Below are 19,815 nucleotides of genomic sequence, written 5' to 3'. Positions count from 1 at the left end.
AATATTTTTAAAATGGACTACAGCAGCAAGTTTCTTTTTTTAGTTAGGTATATTAGTAAAGAAAACTTACTAACTGAAAGATGCTCATTCCTATTGACTCTCAGTTGAATCACAAAATGCCAAAAAGGGAAAGAGGAGGAAATTTTTTTGATTACCAATCCGATACTAACAGGCTTTCATCCAGACCCGAGTATTTGTCGTGCAGGAGAAGATTATTACATTGCTACGTCGACCTTTGAATGGTTTCCAGGTGTGCGCATCTTCCATTCGAAGGATTTGAAGAACTGGCGCTTGATCAGTACACCAGTCAATCGTGTCAGTCAGTTGAATATGCTGGGAAATCCTGATTCTGGGGGCGTTTGGGCGCCAAACTTAAGTTACAGTGATGGTCGTTTTTGGTTGATTTATTCAGATGTCAAAACACAATCCAATAGCTGGAAAGATGTGAACAATTATTTGATCACCTGTGAAACCATTGATGGGGATTGGTCAGAACCAATCTATATGAATTCTTCTGGTTTCGATCCCTCTTTATTTCATGACGATGACGGCAAAAAATATTTTCTGAACATGGTCTGGGATTATCGCCCGACAAATCATTCCTTTTATGGGATCGTTCTCCAAGAGTTTGATTGGCAAGCCAAGAAATTGGTGGGGCAGCCCAAAATTATCTTCAAAGGAACAGAGCGCAAATTGACTGAAGCACCGGTCATGTATAAAGTGAACGGCTATTATTATTTATTAACGGCAGAAGGTGGCACCCAGTTTGAACATGCAAGTACCATCGCTCGTGGGACACACATCGAAGGCCCCTATGAAGTTCATCCTCAAAACCCTCTGATTAGTTCATGGGGACAGCCAGAGATCCCGCTACAAAAAGCCGGTCATGGTTCATTTGTGAAAACGCAGACCGATGAATGGTATTTTGTTCACTTAACAGGACGAGCGCTGAAGTATCCAGAAACGCCCCTCTTAGAAAATCGCGGCTATTGCCCGCTCGGACGAGAAACAGCGATCCAGTCTGTTTACTGGGAAAATGATTGGCCGTATATCACAGGCGGAAACTTTCCAAAAGCGGAGGTCCCACAGCCACAGCTGCCCGAACATCCGTGGGAAACAGAATCAGGCTTTGATGATTTTGAAGAGGTGTCGTTGGCACCAGTGTTTCAAACCTTGCGGATTCCCTTTTCTGAGGAGATCGGTAGTTTGACCGCACGACCAGGGTACTTGCGCTTGTATGGCCGAGAGTCATTCAATTCCTTATTCCATCAAGCACTGGTGGCAAGGAGATGGAGCGATTTTCGTTTTGAAGCAACGACTGCCGTCGAATTTTCGCCGACCTCGTTTCTACAGTTGGCAGGCATGACGAATTACTACAATACACAAAATTGGTCGGCGATCTACATCACTCATGATGAGAGGAAAGGAAAAATCATCACTGTATTGGCAAGCGAAAAGGGCCAACTGAAGAGCCAAAAAGTATCAAAAGTTGTGATACCAGCCGATGTACAAACGGTCTACTTCAAAACGATCGTTAATTATGCCCACTATCAATACGCGTACTCCTTTGATCAAAAAGAGTGGCAGGTCATCGATCAGCTATTTGACAGCTTGCAATTGTCTGACGACTATGTGGCAGAACATTACGGTGGGTTCTTTACGGGGGCTTTTGTGGGGATGTTTGCGATCGATACGACTGGCAATCGTTTGGCGGCTGATTTTGATTCATTTGACTATCAAAAAATCGAGGAGGAAGAAAGATGAAAAATTGGAAACGGGTCTTACAAACAGCGTCAGTGGCGGGCTTAGCGGCTTTTATGCTTAGTGGCTGCGGGAATGGTTCAGGAAACAGTGGCTCGGATAACAGCGCAACGGGAAGCAGTGGCAAGGATGAACTCGTGGTTTGGACCTTTACTTCAGAATTATCAACGATGATCAATGATTACTATTTGCCGGCGCATGACGATTTGGCCTATGACATTCGGATCGTGGAGATTCCTTCTGACCAATTCGAGACCAAGCTCGATCCGATTCTCGGTTCCAAAGATGCACCAGATGTGATTGCTTTAGAATCTGCCTTTGTCAAAAAATATGTGGAATCAGGGATGATGGCAGACCTTGGTTCACTGGGACTTGATGAAGCCGCGGCAGATACGTATCAATATGTCAAAGACGTAGGAACTTCAAAAGACGGGGTTCTTCATGCCTTGGCTTGGCAAGCTGCTCCTGGCGGGTTTTATTACCGGGCGTCGATGGCAGAAGAGCTGCTAGGGATCGATGATCCAGCGGCTGCGCAAGTGGCCTTGTCAGACTACGACAAGTTCTATGAGGAAGCCAAAGCAGTCAAAGAAAAAAGTGGTGGAACCACCTATATGATCTCTAGTGTCCAAGATTTGGCGAAGCCTTTTTATGGTCAACGCGAACATGGCTGGGTTGAAGACGGTAAATTAGTGATCGACGACAGTTTGTATGATTTGTTGGATATATCACGAAAATTTGTAGAAGAAGGCCTGACACAAGATACAGAAGGACAATCAGAAGCTTGGTTTGCTGGAATGAATAGCGACAATGTATTCGGTTATAGTTTGCCGACATGGGGGCTGCACTATTGGTTAAAACCAAATGCGACAGCTGCCGATAACTCCAGCTCAACAGAAGGGGACTGGCGCATGATCCAAGGACCGTCGTCGTGGTTCTGGGGCGGCACATGGATCGGTGCTACGGCAAATTCTGAGATGCAAGAAGAAGCGGCGCAATTGGTGGCTTACTTGACCACAGATCAAGCATTTTTAAAACAATGGGCCGAAGATACCGGTGATTTTGTATCGAATGAGCGAGTCGTTGAAGAAATTAAAAGCGAATACCAAGAGGAATTTTTAGGCGGTCAAAACCACTATGCAGAATTTGCCGATATGGTTCAAGACATCAACGCGAAAATTCTGACCGAGTATGACCAAACGATTGAAACCCTCTTTACGGATAGTTGTTTGACACCATATTCAAAAGGTGAAGTGGATCAGGAAACGGCGATCCAAAACTTTAAAGATGCGGTCGTCAATGCTTATCCAGATGTTCAAGTAGATTAGGTGTTGTTGAAACCGGCACCGAATAACGGGGTCGGTTTCAACCTTTTCTAGGTACTACGCGCTGCTTAAATGGCTTGTCTTTACAGGCAGAAGTTGACAGTGGAAGAAAAAAATATCAGGGGGATTACGATGCAGAATAAGAGAAGATTTGAACAGTATCATCGCTATGGGCTATTATTTATCGCACCATTTTTTCTAGCATTCTTGGTTTTTCAGCTTTATCCAATTCTCTATACGATTTACCTGAGCTTTACAGATCTAAAAGGGTGGAATCCAGCTGCCAATCTTGTCGGACTGGATAACTATTTTGCGATTTTTCGCAACCCGTTATTTTTAAAATCGATCAGCAATACTTTTATTTTGTGGGGTGTAAACTTTGTCCCTCAAATTGGCTTGGCTTTGTTGTTGGCGGCATGGTTTACCAATATCAAGCTACGCTTGCGAGGGAAAGGCTTCTTCAAAGTCGCTTTTTACTTACCCAACATCATTACTGCGGCTTCAGTAGCAATCTTATTTTTTGTTTTGTTCAGTTTTCCGTTAGGTCCGATCAACTTAGTCTTGCAGCATTTCGGTGTTTTGGACCAGCCCTATGACTTTTTCCGTAGTGAAACGGGCACTCGGCTGATCGTTTCCTTCATCCAATTTTGGATGTGGTATGGTCAGACAACGATCGTTTTGGTTTCGGGCATTTTGAGCATTGATGATGCTCTTTTTGAATCAGCAATGGTCGATGGAGCCAATGATGGTCAAATTTTCCGCAAGATCACGCTGCCTTTGTTAAAACCAATCTTGCTTTATACATTGGTGACGTCCTTGATAGGCGGCTTGCAAATGTTCGACATTCCTTTTTTGCTGACAAACGGTAATCCCAACAATAGTGTCTTAACGATCACGATGTTCATCTACAACCAGGCCTTTACCGGGAGTCGGAATTTCAACGTTGCCGCAACCGCGTCGGTACTATTATTGGTACTTTCAATCGTATTAAGCACGTTATTGTTTCAATTTTTCAAAGAAAACAGCAAAGTGGGGCGAAAATAAATGGAAAATAGCTATCGAGCAAAACGATTGTTGATCTATGTCTTTTTGGTATTGCTGACCATCCTAAGTATATTGCCGTTTTGGGTCGTCTTAGTCAATGCAACCCGTTCAGCGGAACAGATCCAGCAAGGGCTGTCCTTGTGGCCCGGCGGTAATCTCCAATACAACTGGTCCGACTTAATGGGCAGAGGCTTCAATGTTTTCAATGGGTTTAAAAATAGTTTCCTGATTGCTGCTGGTGCTACCGTTCTCAATGTGTATTTTTCGGCGCTGACGGCTTATGGCGTGATCGCCTATGAATTTCGTGGCAAGAAAGTCCTGTTTGCTGTCATTCTTGGGCTGATCATGATTCCTCAGCAAATCAGCATGATCGGTTTTTATCAATTTATGAATCGCTTAGGACTCTTAAATAATTTTCTGCCATTGATTTTACCAGCGATTGCATCACCCGCTACCGTTTTTTTCTTAAAGCAATACTTAGAAACGATCTATCATCCTGATTTGGCAGATTCTGCTCGTTTAGACGGAGCCGGCGAAATCAAAATTTTCCATCGCATCATGTTGCCTTTGATGAAACCGGGCTTAGCTACCATGGCGATTTTCTCGTTCGTGACCTCGTGGAATAATTTCTTGATGCCCTTGATCTTGATCAACGATACGGAAAAGTATACGTTGCCGATGCTGGTCCAATTGTTGAAAACTGATGTTTACCGTACTGAATTTGGCAGTATGTATCTAGGGATCTCATTAAGTATTATTCCTTTACTGCTGATTTACCTGTTTCTATCGAAATACATCGTGGGCGGTGTGACGGCTGGCGGAATCAAAGGATAGCGAGACCCTTTTACCAAAAGAAAACACTGGACTGAGTTTTCAGTCCAGCATTCATTTACATTTAACGGATCGCACGGGAGAGATCAAGTGCCGCAAAGCGCAAATCGTTGATATTCAAGAAATGTTTTGCCACTAGAACGTTGCCGCCAAACAGCGGGGCTTGATCGCCTAATCGACTGTTTTTGATCTTCGTGTTTTTGGTGAACTGACTGGTCAATTTTTGCTGCAGCGCCAGTAATAAATCAGGAATTTTGCGATAGACTGAGCTGTTGATATAGACTTCTTCGGGATCAGAAAAAGTGATGACATTGTTTAGCCCAATACTAAGAAACTCAACATTTTGTTGCGCCAATTCGACTGCTGATTTTTCTCCGGCATGATAGGCTTGTGCAAAGGTATCCGAATTAACGAACGCAGTTTTTGTATAGTGACTGTAGGTGTCAAACAAGACTTTGTTCGACGCATATTGCTCTAAGCAGCCTCGATTGCCGCAAGGGCACAAGTTGCCGTGAGGAAAGAGCGTAGAATGACCAACTTCCCCCGCCATGCCGTGAGTACCGGTTTGCAGCTGCCCATCAACGATGATTCCGACACCGATCCCACTATGGACGCTGACGCTCAGTAAATTCGTGGAATCAGAAGAAAAACAGTACTCGCCTAAAGCCGTCAGATTGGCTTCGTTCTCTATATAGACCGCCGTATTGTATTTTTGGCTCAAAGGGGCGATCAAATCAAAGTGTTCCAAGTCGTAGTAGGGGGCAAAGGTGATCGTCTGATTGTGAACGATGCCGTGGATCGCCAAACAGATTCCTACTAATCCATGAGTGGTTTGCGGCATTTGCGGCCAAAATTCTTTCATCATGGAATCGATCGTCGCCAGTACATTTTCTTTGGTGATCAATTCATGGGAATGGTCGGCGGAGGCGATCATCTCGCCATTGATATAAGAAAGCATTCCACGAACATAGTTATAGCCGATGTCAAAGGTAACAGCTAAGCTGCTGCGGTGATTGAATTGCAATTGAATCGGTTTGCGACCACCGATCGAAGTGGAATCCCCAATGCCGACTTCGCGAACGAAGTCCGTGTCGATCAGTTTTTTGGTTATTTGAGAAACAGACGCTTTATTGAGATGGGTCAAATTTGACACTTCCGCTCGTGACACATTTTCATTGTCAATGATCGTCTTCAATACAGCCGCTTCATTTTGTTCGCGTATGCCCATTTTATTGATAATCATGTGTTCTCCTCTTCATAGATGTGATTAGTGTTAGTTTACCGTGCAAATTAATATTGTGCAAGCTGAAGAATAAAGAAAAGAGGAAGAATGCAAGATCAGCAGTTTGAGAACGAAAAACCATGAAAGATTCGTTGAAAGCGCTTGACAGAAATGCGAGAATCGTTTACTATCCAATTAGTTAGTTTTGAATGCTAATTAACCGATTGAGAGGCAATGGTTAACTGCTTCAAACAGAGGAAGGAGAGAAGAGATGGCTTATTTTTTAGGGTTGGATCTAGGAACAAGTGCGTTAAAAGGCTTAGTTTTTGATCAAACCGGGGAACTCCAAGGAACAGCAAGTGTTGACTATCCATTGTCATCCCCTAGACCGGGGTTCAGTGAGCAAGAGCCGGTGCATTGGCAAGAGGCGGCAGATAAGGTAATCAAAACCTTGATCCAGCAGCTTCCAAAGCTGCAGAAGGAATTGATCGGCATCAGCTTTTCCGGGCAAATGCATAGTCTTGTTTTATTGGATGAAGAAAACCGAGTCATTCGCCCGGCAATATTATGGAATGACGTTCGAACCACCAAACAATGTCAAGCGATCATGGCATCCTTTGGAGAGGAAATAAAAGCAATCACCAAGAATGTTGCTTTGGAAGGGTTCACCTTACCAAAAATTTTATGGGTTCAAGAACACGAGCCTGAACATTGGCAACAAGTTCGTCACATGATGCTGCCAAAAGACTACTTGGCTTTTTGGCTGACAGGTAACTATTCGATGGATTATTCTGATGCGGCGGGTACGTTACTGCTGGATATCGAAAAGAAGTGCTGGTCTGAAGCCATTCTAGAAAAATTCGCAATCGCATCGGATTTACTGCCGCCGCTTTTTGAATCAGCAGCGCCTGTAGGGCAAATGCGAAAAGAACTGCAAGAAGCCTTTGGCTTTGAACAAGAGGTGACGATCTATGCAGGTGGCGCAGACAATGCCTGTGCTGCATTAGGGTCCGGGATCATCGCCGAAGGTGTCGGCATGGTGTCGATTGGCACTAGCGGTGTGTTCTTATCCTTTGAAGAAGCGCAAGAGGTTGATTATCAAGGCGATCTACACCTTTTCCGTCATGCGATCAAAGACAAGTTGTATTCAATGGGGGTCACTTTAGCCGCTGGAAATTCCTTAAGCTGGTATCGTGATACGTTTGCCCCAAACCAATCGTTTCAGGAATTGCTTTCAGCGATCAGTGAGGTAAAATCGGGGGCAGAAGGCCTGCTGTTTACGCCTTATATCGTGGGTGAACGCACACCACATACCGACAGCCAAATCAGGGGAAGTTTTATTGGTATTGACACACGGCATCGCGAAAAGCATTTCAGTCGTGCCGTCTTAGAAGGGATCACCTTCTCTCTGAAAGATTCCCAAATGATCATGGAAGAACGAGCACAGCGGAAATTCACCCAGATCGTTTCTGTGGGGGGCGGTGCGAAAAATGCCGAATGGCTGCAAATGCAAGCCGATATTTTTAATGCAGAAATGCTGACTTTATCTACTGAACAAGGTCCAGGTATGGGCGCAGCAATGCTGGCAGCAATCGGCAGTGGCATTTATCCAGATGCGGCCGCTTGTGTTAACACCTTTGTCAAATACAGCAAGGCCATTGCACCGATTCCTGAAAATGTCGCCAAATACCAAGAAATCTATGCGATCTACCGGACCGTCTACCAGCAGACCGCGCCTATCTGCCATGCGTTGGCGCAGATCGAATAGCATAATGGCAGCAGAAAATCTGCTTGATCAAAGCGAGGAATCGTTTTTGGTTCTAAATGATTGGAACCAAGTAAGTTAGTTTATTACACTAAAAAACATAAAATGGAGGCAACAACAATGACTTATTTCCCAGAAATCGAAAAAATCCGCTACGAAGGTCCTAAAACAGACAATATGTTTGCATTTCGCCACTACGATGCCGAAGAAGTTGTTTTAGGCAAGAAAATGAAAGATCATCTACGTTTTGCAATCGCCTATTGGCATACGATGACGCAAGACGGCTCTGATCCTTTCGGCGCACCCGTCAACAAACGGACGTGGATCGGTGACACCGAAATGGAAACGGCGAAAAATCGAGTAGAAGCTTTTTTTGAGATTTGCGAAAAATTAGGGGCAGAGTTCTTCTGTTTCCATGATGTTGACGTGGCACCTGCGGGAGAAACGTTAGAAGAATTTTTCCAAAACTTAGACGAAATCACCGATTTGATCAAAGAAAAAATGGAACAAACGGGGATCAAACTATTATGGAATACAGCAAATATGTTCTCACACCCTCGTTTCAACAACGGCGCTGCTTCCACCAATAATGCGGAAGTTTACGCGTATGCAGCAGCCCAAGTTAAAAAAGGCTTAGATATCTCGAAAAAATTAGGCGGTGAGAACTATGTCTTCTGGGGCGGCCGTGAAGGCTATGAAACCTTGTTGAATACAGACATGAAATTTGAACAAGACAACATCGCCCGTCTATTCAAAATGGCGATCGCTTATGGCGAAAAAATCGGTCATAAACCGCAGTTCTTATTAGAGCCGAAACCAAAAGAACCCTCAAAACACCAATATGATTTTGATGCAGCGACAACGATGGCCTTCATTCAGCACTACGGCTTAGAAGGAGATTTCAAATTAAACCTAGAAGCCAATCATGCAACATTAGCTGGCCATACCTTTGAACATGAAATCGCCGTTGCCCGTAGCTATAACGCATTAGGCTCACTGGATGCCAACCAAGGAGATATGCTGTTAGGATGGGATACGGATGAATTTCCAACCAACGTTTTTGACTCGACACTCGCTTTATACGAAGTCTTAGAAAACGGCGGCATCGCACCGGGAGGAATCAACTTCGATTCTAAAGTCCGTCGTTCGTCATTTGAAATGGAAGATCTGTTGTTAGCCCACATCGCTGGTATGGATACGTATGCCCGAGCGTTAAAAGCAGCAGCGAAACTGAAAGAAGACCGCTTCTTAGACGAGTTGAAGGAAAAACGGTACGCCTCGTTCCAAGAAGGCATCGGAGCGAAGATCGTTGCTGATGAGGAAAACTTAGAAACACTGACAGATTACGCATTGGCGCATGATCAAATCGAATTAGAATCCAGCCACATTGAATATGTGAAATCTCGTTTGAATGATTACCTGTTTTAATAAGAAACGACTGTCGTTCTGAGGAGCGACAGTTTTTTCACCTAAAAAATATCTTTTGGCAATTGTTACGAATCAACCAAATTATGATACGATAAAATGTAACCGATTTAACTCGGTTTAGGAATTGAAGGAGGCAACTTGATGTTTCACACAAACTTAGATCCTTTCCCAGAAAACTTCTTATGGGGGGCGGCTTCGGCGGCCTATCAAATTGAAGGTGCATGGGCAGAAGACGGCAAAGGTCCGTCGATTTGGGATACCTATGCCCAAATTCCCGGCAATACCTTTGAGGAAACCAACGGCAAAGTGGCGATCGATCACTACCATCGATACAAAGAAGATGTTGCCTTGATGAAGCAAATGGGCTTGAAAGCCTATCGCTTCAGCGTGGCGTGGTCGCGAATCGTGCCTGATGGCGAAGGTGCGGTCAATGAAGCTGGTGTGGCGTTTTACGAAAAGCTGGTGGACGAATTGCTTCGGCAAGGAGTAGAACCGATTTTGACGCTGTATCATTGGGATCTTCCTCAGGCTTTGCAAGACAAATACCAAGGATGGGAGGGACGAGAAACAGCAGCGGCATTTGAACGGTATTGCCGAATCCTTTTTGAACGCTTAGGAAAGAAAGTCACCTATTGGGTCACCATGAATGAACAAAATGTCTTCACTTCTCTTGGGTACCGTTGGGCGGCACATCCACCGGGCTTGAAGGACTTAAAACGGATGTATGCAGCCAATCATATCATCAACCTTGCCAATGCAAAGGCAATTAATTTGTTCCATGAGCTGGTTCCACAGGGCAAGATTGGTCCAAGTTTTGGCTATGGACCGATGTATCCTTTTAGCTGTGACCCAGAAGATGTGCTGGCTGCAGAAAATGGCGAAGCCTTCAACAACGCGTGGTTTTTAGATGTCTATTGCAAAGGCGAATACCCGAAATTTGTCTACAAGCAATTAGCCAAAGTCGGTCTGGCTCCTGAAGTCACTCCAGAAGATCAAGCACTATTAAAACAGGCAAAACCTGATTTCTTAGGGATCAATTACTATCACGGTGGAACGGCCCAACAAAACAATTTGCAGAAGCAGTCAGCTGAAAAGAAAGAATTTTCTAAAGTCGATCCGTATTTGATGCAAGCGGCAGCTGGCGAGTTCTCACCAGAAGAAACCATGTTTGCGACGGCGGAAAATCCCCACTTGAAAAAAACAGATTGGGGTTGGGAGATCGATCCCGTTGGTTTCCGTGTGGCCTTGCGACGTATCCAGGCCAATTATGACTTGCCGATTTTTATTACTGAAAATGGGTTAGGCGCCATCGATCAATTGACAGAAGACAAACAGATCCATGATCCATACCGCATTACCTATTTGCAGGAACATCTGGTGGAACTGCAAAAGGCCATCACGGATGGGGTTGAGCTGATCGGCTATTGTGCTTGGTCCTTTACAGATCTACTAAGTTGGTTGAATGGATACCAAAAACGCTATGGGTTTGTTTATGTCGATCGCGACAATCAAAACGAACGTCAGTTGGCGCGCATCCCGAAGGATAGTTTTTATTGGTATCAAGAGGTGATTCGCACCAATGGGGCAAGTTTGACAAGTGAAACATGATGTAACGAAGGAGTAGCTGAAAATGGAGGTTGGAAAATGCGTAAAGTGTTGATCGTTGATGATGAAGCATCGATCCGAAATGGACTGCCTCTGATCATCGATTGGGAACGTCTGGGGTATCAAATCGTCGGGTCGGCGGAAAACGGCGAAGCTGGCTTGGCAATGATCCGCGAATTGAAGCCAGACGTTGTGATCGCTGATATCCGTATGCCGGGAAAAAATGGTCTTGAGATGGTGCAAGCAGCATCGGAGGAAGGGCTTTTGTTTTTTGCCATTATTTTGTCCGGCTACTCAGATTTTGACTATGCCAAGCAAGCTTTGCAACTGGGCGCTGTGACCTATTTGCTGAAACCAGTTGATGAAGAAGAGCTGATCGGTATTTTGACGAAAATCGATCAAAAAGCCAAGACCGATCAGCAGAAAAATCAGAAGAGTCAGTTGATGGAGAAATTGTTTGGCGGGGATCAAACGGGGATCAAAGACGCACAAGCCATCAAGCTATTGCGACTTTCCGAGGAGGCAGATGCCCAAAAGCTGGTTGAGAAATTACAGGAGCAAGTGGCGCAAGTCATCACCTTGATCCATCGGCATCATCGGTATTTGGTTTTGTTAAACGAGGAACGCTTTCCCGACGAGGCGATCGATGCGTGGTGCCGCAAAAAAATGGCTCATCAAGAGATCTTGATCTCCCGATGGTTTGCGGCGCAAGAGAACTTGAAGCCATTGATGATCGATATCCAGACATTAAGTAAATTGATTTTCTTATTTCCCAATCAAGTCATTTCTCACCATGTTTTGGATACGACCCAAGAAGCAGAAGAACGAAGCGATTTGCGTGAAGAATTAGTAAAAGCGATTTTGGCAAACGATCCGTTGGAACAGCCGTTATTCCGCTATTATCAAACCTTTTATCATTTATTGGCATTGGAAGAAGAGATCAAATGGCAAGTCAATGGCGACATCGAATGGCTGCAGCATCAAATCAGTGAAAAAGTAGCATTAGCGATCGAATGGTCGACAGACGAAGTGCATCAGCAGATTTTTCTCGCCCAAACGTTTCCGATGCTACAAGAGGTGATCACCGAAAAACTAGCAGACTTGCAAGCAACAGTCGCCAGCAGTTTGAACCAAATCGATATCATTGCAGAATTGATCCAATACACAAAAAAGCATTATCAAGAAGATTTGACCTTGAAAAAAATCGGGGAACGTTTCAATTACAATAGTGCCTATCTAGGCAAGAAGTTTCGCAAAGAAACCGGTAAAAATTATTTGGCGTTCTTGGATGAAGTACGAATGGAAAAAGCGGTGGAAATCTTACGTCATTCCAATCTAATGGTCTACGAAGTTGCTGAATTGGTGGGCTACAGCAATGTTGATTATTTCTATAAAAAGTTCAAACAATACCATCGGGTTTCACCGAATGAGTTTCGGAAAAATGAATAACCACAAAGATGTCCGTGATTTTCTACGGACATCTATTTTTTAGGGTAACGATGACTAAATTGCTTGGTAGGCTTTCTTTTTTTTCTTTTATATAATTTAAATGAAACTGTAAGCGCTTTTTGAACGGAGGAGGAGAAATGACAGATGTACGCCTGTGCTTTGATGTAGGCGGGACCTATATCAAATTCGGGGTTTTTACCGAGAAGAATCAATGGCTGGACCGAGGCAAAATCAAAACCCCGAGTAATACGCGGGATGAACTTTTTGCTGCCTTAGCTGCCAAAATACAAGAAGTCGAGCAAGCGCATGTTATCGAAGGGATCGGGCTGAGTTTTCCTGGTTTCATTGATTCAGTCAATGGCCGAGCGATCATGGCGGGGGCGTTGGCTCCTTTACACGGCTGTGCTGTCGTACAAGAGCTACAGCAGCGTTTAACCAAGTCTTATCCGATCTGGATCGAAAATGATGCGAAATGTGCTGCTTTAGCAGAACTCTCGACCGGCAATGCTACTGACGTACAAGATTTTGTCATGATCACATTAGGCACCGGTATTGGTGGCGCGCTCGTTCATCAGCGCCAGTTGATTCACGGAAATGGGTTTCGGGCAGGAGAATTCGGAATGATGATCACTGATTTTCAAGCATCTTCTTTTGCGACCCTCCATGACCTAGCTTCAACGAGAGGACTGATTGATGCCTATCGACGGGCAAAAGCGATTCCTGAATCAGAGGAGATTTTAGGCGAAACCATCATGCAGCAGCGGTCGAGTGATCCTGAAACGCAAGAGATTCTGAAACAGTGGGCACGTTATGTCGCACTTGCGATTTACAACCTAGCTGTCACGATGAATCCCGAAAAAATACTGATCGGCGGCGGCATCAGCCAAAACCCTGATCTATTAGCTATAATCAAACAAGCAATCAATGAGAACCCCCATTGGCCGGATTTCCAAGTGCCGATAGAGACTTGTCGTTACTATAATGATTCTGGTCTGTTAGGGGCGTTGACATTGATCCAACAAGGAGGAAAAAAATGAAATTTTCAGATGGCGGTTGGTTATTTCGTGAAGGATTTGATGTGAAATTTGCGGTGCATGTCTACGATGCCCGTAAAGAAGAAAACAAATTGGTCTTATATCTGCCTTATAGCTATGTCGGGCATAAAGGGGCAACACTGGATGGCGGATTGTTAACGATGGAAGTTACTACCCCTAGAACCAATATCATTGGGATCACCCTCTACAATTATAAAGGGGTCCAAGCCAAAGCCCCCAACTTTGAATTGATGACAGAAGAGATCACTCCTGATATTTCAGAAGATGAGCAATCGTATGTTTTTCGCTCGGGAGACTTGCAAGTCGTGATCAGCAAAGAGGAAAATGTGACAGCTTCGTTTTATTACAAAGAACAGCTGATTACCCAAAGCAAACCTCGCAGCAAAGCCTTAGTGATTGATCCGCAAGCAAATACCCATATCAGCGAACAGTTGACCCTGGATGTGGGAGAAACGATTTATGGTTTAGGGGAACGCTTTACAAATTTCGTGAAGAACGGCCAAAGTGTTGATATCTGGAATGCCGACGGGGGCACTGGTACGGAGCAAGCTTACAAAAATATTCCGTTTTATGTAAGTAATAAAGGGTATGGCGTCTTTGTCAATTCACCCGACCGGGTGCAATTTGAAGTGGGGAGTGAAAAAGTTTCTCGTGTTCAATTCAGCAATCCAGGACAAACGCTGCAGTACTTTGTGATCGCCGGTGATGAGTTAAAACAAGTGATCCAGCGCTACACTGATTTGACGGGGAAACCGTCGCTGCCACCTGCGTGGTCCTTTGGGTTGTGGCTAAGTACCTCGTTCTTGACGGATTATGATGAACAAACCGTAACATCTTTTGTAGACGGTATGGCAGAACGTGAGATTCCCCTTGAGGTCTTTCATTTTGACTGCTTATGGATGAAGGAATACGAGTGGTGCAACTTCACGTGGGACGAACGAACTTTCCCAGAACCGGAAAAAATGCTGCAGCGCTTGAAAGCCAAAGGATTGAAAATCTGTGTCTGGATCAATCCGTACATTGGGCAAAAATCACCCTTGTTTGACGAAGGGATGGCCAATGGCTACTTTTTGAAACGCGCCAATGGAGATGTCTGGCAATGGGACAAATGGCAAGCAGGTTTGGCGATCGTCGACTTCACCAACCCTGAAGCGGTCGCTTGGTACAATAGCAAGCTGCGTGCCTTATTAGACATGGGTGTGGATTGCTTCAAAACGGATTTTGGTGAACGGATTCCCACCGATGCGGTGTACTATGACGGCTCTGATCCAGAAAAAATGCACAATTATTACGCCTACCTATACAATAAAGTCGTCTTTGACTTGCTGAAAGAAGTCAAGGGAGCAGAAGAAGCCATCGTTTTTGCGCGGGCAGCTTCGGTTGGTTCGCAACGCTTGCCTGTACACTGGGGTGGCGACAGTACCTCAGATTATCCATCAATGGCAGAGTCACTGCGGGCAGGTCTGTCCTTTGGGTTAGGCGGCTTTGGATATTGGAGCCACGATATCTCAGGGTTTGAAGCTGGCTCAACCCCAGACCTTTACAAGCGCTGGACACAATTTGGTCTGCTGTCTTCCCATAGCCGTTACCATGGCAGCTGGGAATACAAAGTGCCTTGGGTTTATGACGACGAAGCCGTGGCGGTAGCCAAAGCCTTTACCAAGTTAAAATTGTCCTTGATGCCTTACTTGCAAGCTCAATCGGTGCTAACCGCCCAAACGGGGATTCCGATGATGCGGGCGATGGTCTTAGAGTTTCCTGAAGACGAGATGACCCATCATTTGGATCGCCAATACATGCTGGGGGAACACCTTTTAGTTGCGCCCATTTTTAATGATCAAGGAACGGTCTCCTTTTACGTACCGAAGACGAAGGGGCATTGGATCGACTATTTATCTGGCAAAGCTTACGAGGGCGGACGTTGGTACCAAGAAACCTATGATTATTTCCACTTGCCACTGTTAGTCCGACCCAATCAACTGATTATCGAAGGCCTTGAACAAACCAAAGCAGTCTATGACTATGCCGAACATCCAACGATCCATCTCTTTGATCCGCAAGACAAGACCGCTGCGGCTATCTATGATCACCACGGTGAGTGGATTGGCGAGGTGGCTGTTGAAAGAGTCGATCAAGAACTGATCGTCAAGCTGACAGGGATCCAGCAAGCATCCTTGCAGATTCACACGACTGCTGGAAAAACGAGCCATAAGCTGACGGCTGACCAAACCACGATAAAGGAGTTCTAGATGCCGATGCGAACCATCACGAATCCAATTTTACCTGGATTCCATCCAGATCCCAGTATTTGCCGTGTCGGTGAAGACTTTTATCTGGTGACGAGTACTTTTGAATATTTTCCTGGATTACCAATTTATCACAGTAAAAACTTGGCAGACTGGCAGCTGATTGGTCATGGACTTTCGCGACCTGAGCAGCTGCAGTTATCGACGGAAAATCCCAATGCTTTTGGTCTGTATGCCCCAACCTTGCGTTTTATCAAGGACCGCTTTTACCTCGTTTGTACCAACGTTGGGGCAAACGAAGGAAGAGAAGGCAACTTTCTGATCTGGACAGATGACATCGCCGGTGAATGGTCTGCCCCGATTTGGTTGGACACTCCTGGGATCGACCCGACGATTTTCGCAGATGACGATGGGCAGACCTATTACTTAGGCACCCATAAGGAGATCTATCTGCGGACGATCGATTTGGCTTCTGGAGAATTAGGCCCGCGCCAAAACATTTGGACTGGCAGCGGAGCGGCTGATCCAGAAGGCCCCCACTTGTATAAAAAAGACGGCTATTACTACCTGTTGATCTCCGAAGGCGGAACGTCCTATGGTCATATGCTGACCATGGCCTGCAGCCGTTCCTTGACGGGACCCTATGAAGCATGCCCCAACAATCCAGTGATGACCAATCGTAGTACGAATCTGCCGCTGCAAGCTGCAGGGCATGCGGACCTCGTGCAAGATACCCAAGGCAATTGGTGGGCAGTTTGTCTGGCAGTACGCCCCATCAGCTATCCTTTGAGGCATTTGCTAGGTCGGGAAACATGCCTGCTACCGGTGGACTGGTCAAACCCATGGCCGGTGTTTGGCGAGGAAGGTCACTTGCCAGAAATCATTCAGGTAGACACAGCGGCGGCACCAAAGGAAACACAAAAGAAGAGCAGCAAGCCTGATTACGTGACTTTATTCGAATGGGACCCGACGTTGATTGAAGAAGAGCCGCATGGCTTCTTGCTGCATCCTAATCAGACGGGTCTATCTGATCAAGGCAAACTCGCCGCAGTGTTCCAACGGCAAACCGCCTTTGAGCAACAATTTCAGGCAACCTTTGATTGTCGGCAACTAACGGATGGACAAGCAGGATTGACGGTTTTCTTAAATGCCACCCATCACTATGAGGGATACCTAGAAAAAACGGCGTCCAGTCAGCAGCTAGTTTTCCGCCGACAAATCGGTTCCTTATGGAAAGTGGAAAAGAAACTGCCTTATGCAGCAGATATGGTCACCTTGCAGCTGAGCGCCGATAAAGAAACCTATCGTTTTTCTGTTCTTGATGAACAAGGACAAGCACAGCTTTTAGGCAGTGGAGAAACAAAATATCTGACCACTGAAGTCGGTGGTGTCTTTACTGGGATCATGGTGGGCTGTTACGCCAGTGCTTCTTCACCACAACAAACCGTTCGTGTGCGGGATTTCTAATCAATCAAAAGCCCCCTTTCGATTTCTGAAACAGGAATCGAAGGGGGCTTTACTGTTTTAGTGAAGAGAAAATGAATCTTGGCTTAGATCATGGATGCGCAAGATGACTTGTGTGCCGCTACCCAGCACACTCTCGATCGTCAAGCCGTATTCAGGTCCATAAAACATTTTGACCCGATGATTGACGTTGGCTAGCCCAATGTTCTTTTTGGCATGGGTGGAGGGCGTCTTGATTTTTTGCTGCAAGCCTTCGAGTTTTTCTGGCGGTATCCCGCTGCCGTTGTCTTGTACCACGATCACCAGATCATGGCCGTCTTTGGTGATCGTCAAACGGACAAACCCTGGATAGGTGATGCCTTCCAAGCCATGGGAGATGGCGTTTTCCACCAATGGTTGAATCAGGAGGGGCAATATTTGGACTTCTTTTTGGTCGATCTCATTGGAGACTGAATAGGAAAAGTTGACTCGATCGCCAAAGCGCATCCGCTGGATCTTGACATATACGTGAACGGCATCTAAGGACTCTTCTAAACTCGTTCGCTTGGTTCCGTGGGCTTCTAGCGTATAGCGCATCGATTTTGCCAGTAATTTGATGGCGTAAACGACGTCAGAATTGCCGGAAGTCAGCGCCATCATGCGAATCGTTTCTAACGTGTTGAACAAAAAGTGGGGATTGATCTGCCCCGCTAAGATATTAAATTCCATTTGCTGTTGTTGAGTCAACAGCTCTTGCTGCGCCAGACGCGAACGGTAGATCTCTTCTTCTTTTTTCTTGATTCGTTGAATGATCTTATGGAAATCAAGAGAGATCTGAGAAATTTCGTCTTCGCCACTAATATTTTGAAAGAAATCATAATCCTCGATCGAGGCAAAGTAGACCGCCTGCTGCAGTTGAGAAATTCGTTTGGTAAAGAATCGAGCAAACAGAAAGACGATGATGAAAGTAGTGATCAAAATCACCAAAACGATCGTGCTCCAACGGATCAGATTGGCGCGTAGATTGCTATAGGCATTTGTATCCGCACTATAAATTGTGATGATGTCTTCTTTGTTACTCATGGGTAAGGTGCTTTTGGTGAGCATCACCTTGGTACCATCATCTTTTAAAAAGGCAGCACTCGTTTGCGGCTCAGAAAGAGTCGTAAGCTGTCCCGGTTCACCGACTTGATTGATTTTGTCGCTATAAAAGATGACATCATCATTTAACTGTAATTCCAATTCATAGGATGAATTACGAAGTCGGTTGCTGAGATAATTATAATCGACTTGGATCTCCAAAACGGCAGTTTCTTTTGATAAAGGCAAAGGCAACGTTTTATAAAGACTCAAACGATTTGCTTTGTAATCCTCTGGCATCGTCATCAAAAAAGCATCGGGTTGCTTGAGGGCTCGTTGGTACCAGGCGGTCGCTTGAATTGTGTCATCTGCCTGTTGAAAATATTTATAGTTCGGAATGGTTTGATTCGTCGTATAGATAGTTAATTTCGCAATCGAGGTTTGAAGATTTCTGATCTCATCTAGCTGATCATAGCTATTGATGTCCACGATCGCTTCTTGGTCGTCAAGGTAATTGGCAGTTAAAAGCTGACGTAGATGAGTATCGTTTGATAAGGAACTCGCCGTGTTGGTCAGCGTGTTTGTTGTATCAAAAAGAACAGATTTGACACGCTGAGCATTCAACTCTGCCAAGTGTTGGTAATTGCCTGTCAGCTGTTTGGTTGAATCGTAGACTAATAAGAGACCTATAGTCACTGTGGATAAAAAAACAACAGGCAGATAAAGAATGAATAATTGTCGCCGAATGGAAAACTGACTCAGACGACGAAAAAGTGAGAGATGACTGATTTTTTTCATGCTTGTTGATTACGAAAGATAGAAAGCAACAGGAACGAACTACAATAAATAACGAAAGAAAAACCAAAAATCAACAAGAGGAATTTAAACAATGGAAATAAAACAACAAAACAAAACGCAGCGATAGGAATAAGCGCGAGGGCTAACGAACGGATAGGGTCCGCAATCGGTAACAGAAACGCGTTTTTTAATGTTTGCCTAAAGCTGTTTTCATAACGTCCAATTAACGCGAGGCAATAGACTAACACAATAAACAGATAAATAGCTGTAACAATTAGAACGAAGGCAAAAATACTGGCAAGAATGGTTTTTGAGGAAAACCAAAACAAGCTACTATACAGTAGTGCTACCATGGGCAATCCAAGAAGGAGAAAACTACCGGTGGCTTTCATAAAGTTTGCTCGTAGCGCTCGGACATAGCCCACGATCAATTCACCACGCTCTTCATCCGCATAACGAATCGTCACTTCATAAAGGGCAGCTGTCGCAGCTCCAATCGTAATAATTGGCAAACAGCTAATGATATATAGTAAATTTAACAATGTGAATTGTGAAAAAACGGTGGTTATTTTGTACAGTTGACCATCAGGATTGTACTTCATTTTTATCCCTCCAAAATTGATATATTCCTATAGTACTCGCAAAAAACAAATTTTGAAAGCCTTACCATTTAGGTGTCTTTTATCTGAAACCTTGATGTATCAGCATTCTTTATAAATAAAAGAAAAATAAAGTCTAAAATGTACGGATTGACCTCTATTTTTAA

14 protein-coding genes are annotated in these 19,815 nt (G+C 44.7%); 11 read left to right on the top strand and 3 right to left on the bottom strand.

Annotated elements, in window-relative coordinates:
- The first annotated feature begins 147 nt into the window (after positions 1 to 147).
- The 4 genes from IGJ12_RS13600 (at position 148) to IGJ12_RS13585 (ending at position 4,961) form a co-directional block, all read left to right on the top strand.
- A complete protein-coding gene (locus IGJ12_RS13600) occupies positions 148 to 1,764 on the top strand; it encodes a glycoside hydrolase family 43 protein (protein WP_042890502.1) in 1,617 nt (538 codons plus the stop codon).
- Positions 1,761 to 3,086 (top strand): ABC transporter substrate-binding protein, encoded by a 1,326-nt coding sequence (locus IGJ12_RS13595; RefSeq protein WP_430619126.1) that lies wholly within the window; start codon positions 1,761 to 1,763, stop codon positions 3,084 to 3,086. Before IGJ12_RS13600 ends, IGJ12_RS13595 begins: the two co-directional genes overlap by 4 nt.
- 129 nt (positions 3,087 to 3,215) lie before the next feature.
- Complete coding sequence (locus tag IGJ12_RS13590) at positions 3,216 to 4,127, top strand: carbohydrate ABC transporter permease (RefSeq protein ID WP_015510298.1); 912 nt, start codon at positions 3,216 to 3,218, stop codon at positions 4,125 to 4,127.
- Complete coding sequence (locus IGJ12_RS13585; protein ID WP_430619125.1) at positions 4,128 to 4,961, top strand: carbohydrate ABC transporter permease; 834 nt, start codon at positions 4,128 to 4,130, stop codon at positions 4,959 to 4,961.
- A gap of 61 nt (positions 4,962 to 5,022) precedes the next feature.
- Here the strand turns inward: IGJ12_RS13585 and IGJ12_RS13580 are convergent, their stop codons facing one another.
- Positions 5,023 to 6,201 carry an ROK family transcriptional regulator gene (locus tag IGJ12_RS13580; protein ID WP_086332668.1) on the bottom strand — a complete coding sequence of 393 codons (1,179 nt, stop codon included), beginning with the start codon at positions 6,199 to 6,201 and terminating at the stop codon, positions 5,023 to 5,025.
- 250 nt (positions 6,202 to 6,451) lie between these two features.
- Here IGJ12_RS13580 and xylB point away from each other — a divergent pair, with 250 nt between their 5' ends.
- The 7 genes from xylB to IGJ12_RS13545 all read left to right on the top strand — a co-directional run bounded on the left by xylB (position 6,452) and on the right by IGJ12_RS13545 (position 17,195).
- Positions 6,452 to 7,948: a xylulokinase gene (gene xylB / locus IGJ12_RS13575; RefSeq protein ID WP_430619124.1), complete on the top strand. Its 1,497-nt coding sequence runs from the start codon at positions 6,452 to 6,454 to the stop codon at positions 7,946 to 7,948.
- A gap of 117 nt (positions 7,949 to 8,065) precedes the next feature.
- Positions 8,066 to 9,373, top strand: coding sequence for a xylose isomerase (gene xylA / locus IGJ12_RS13570; protein ID WP_008380597.1), 1,308 nt, complete (start codon positions 8,066 to 8,068; stop codon positions 9,371 to 9,373).
- A gap of 141 nt (positions 9,374 to 9,514) precedes the next feature.
- Complete coding sequence (locus IGJ12_RS13565; RefSeq protein ID WP_008380598.1) at positions 9,515 to 10,981, top strand: glycoside hydrolase family 1 protein; 1,467 nt, start codon at positions 9,515 to 9,517, stop codon at positions 10,979 to 10,981.
- A gap of 36 nt (positions 10,982 to 11,017) precedes the next feature.
- Complete coding sequence (locus IGJ12_RS13560; RefSeq protein ID WP_005234063.1) at positions 11,018 to 12,427, top strand: response regulator; 1,410 nt, start codon at positions 11,018 to 11,020, stop codon at positions 12,425 to 12,427.
- Between the two features lie 137 nt (positions 12,428 to 12,564).
- Positions 12,565 to 13,464 carry an ROK family protein gene (locus tag IGJ12_RS13555; RefSeq protein ID WP_086316537.1) on the top strand — a complete coding sequence of 300 codons (900 nt, stop codon included), beginning with the start codon at positions 12,565 to 12,567 and terminating at the stop codon, positions 13,462 to 13,464.
- Positions 13,461 to 15,731 carry an alpha-xylosidase gene (gene yicI, locus IGJ12_RS13550; protein WP_430619123.1) on the top strand — a complete coding sequence of 757 codons (2,271 nt, stop codon included), beginning with the start codon at positions 13,461 to 13,463 and terminating at the stop codon, positions 15,729 to 15,731. Before IGJ12_RS13555 ends, yicI begins: the two co-directional genes overlap by 4 nt.
- The gene (locus IGJ12_RS13545; protein ID WP_430619122.1) at positions 15,732 to 17,195 is read left to right on the top strand and encodes a family 43 glycosylhydrolase; all 1,464 of its coding nucleotides are present in this window, start codon (positions 15,732 to 15,734) and stop codon (positions 17,193 to 17,195) included.
- A 57-nt stretch (positions 17,196 to 17,252) separates the two neighbouring features.
- Here the strand turns inward: IGJ12_RS13545 and IGJ12_RS13540 are convergent, their stop codons facing one another.
- Positions 17,253 to 19,049 carry a sensor histidine kinase gene (locus IGJ12_RS13540; RefSeq protein WP_086316535.1) on the bottom strand — a complete coding sequence of 599 codons (1,797 nt, stop codon included), beginning with the start codon at positions 19,047 to 19,049 and terminating at the stop codon, positions 17,253 to 17,255.
- A complete protein-coding gene (locus IGJ12_RS13535; RefSeq protein ID WP_005234068.1) occupies positions 19,046 to 19,651 on the bottom strand; it encodes a YesL family protein in 606 nt (201 codons plus the stop codon). The genes IGJ12_RS13540 and IGJ12_RS13535 overlap by 4 nt, the downstream gene beginning before the upstream one ends.
- Between the last annotated feature and the right edge of the window lie 164 nt (positions 19,652 to 19,815).

The sequence above is a fragment of the Enterococcus sp. DIV0802b genome (assembly GCF_050543535.1).
Taxonomy (GTDB): domain Bacteria; phylum Bacillota; class Bacilli; order Lactobacillales; family Enterococcaceae; genus Enterococcus_D; species Enterococcus_D entomosocium.
This window is presented reverse-complemented; position numbering and strand designations above follow the sequence as displayed.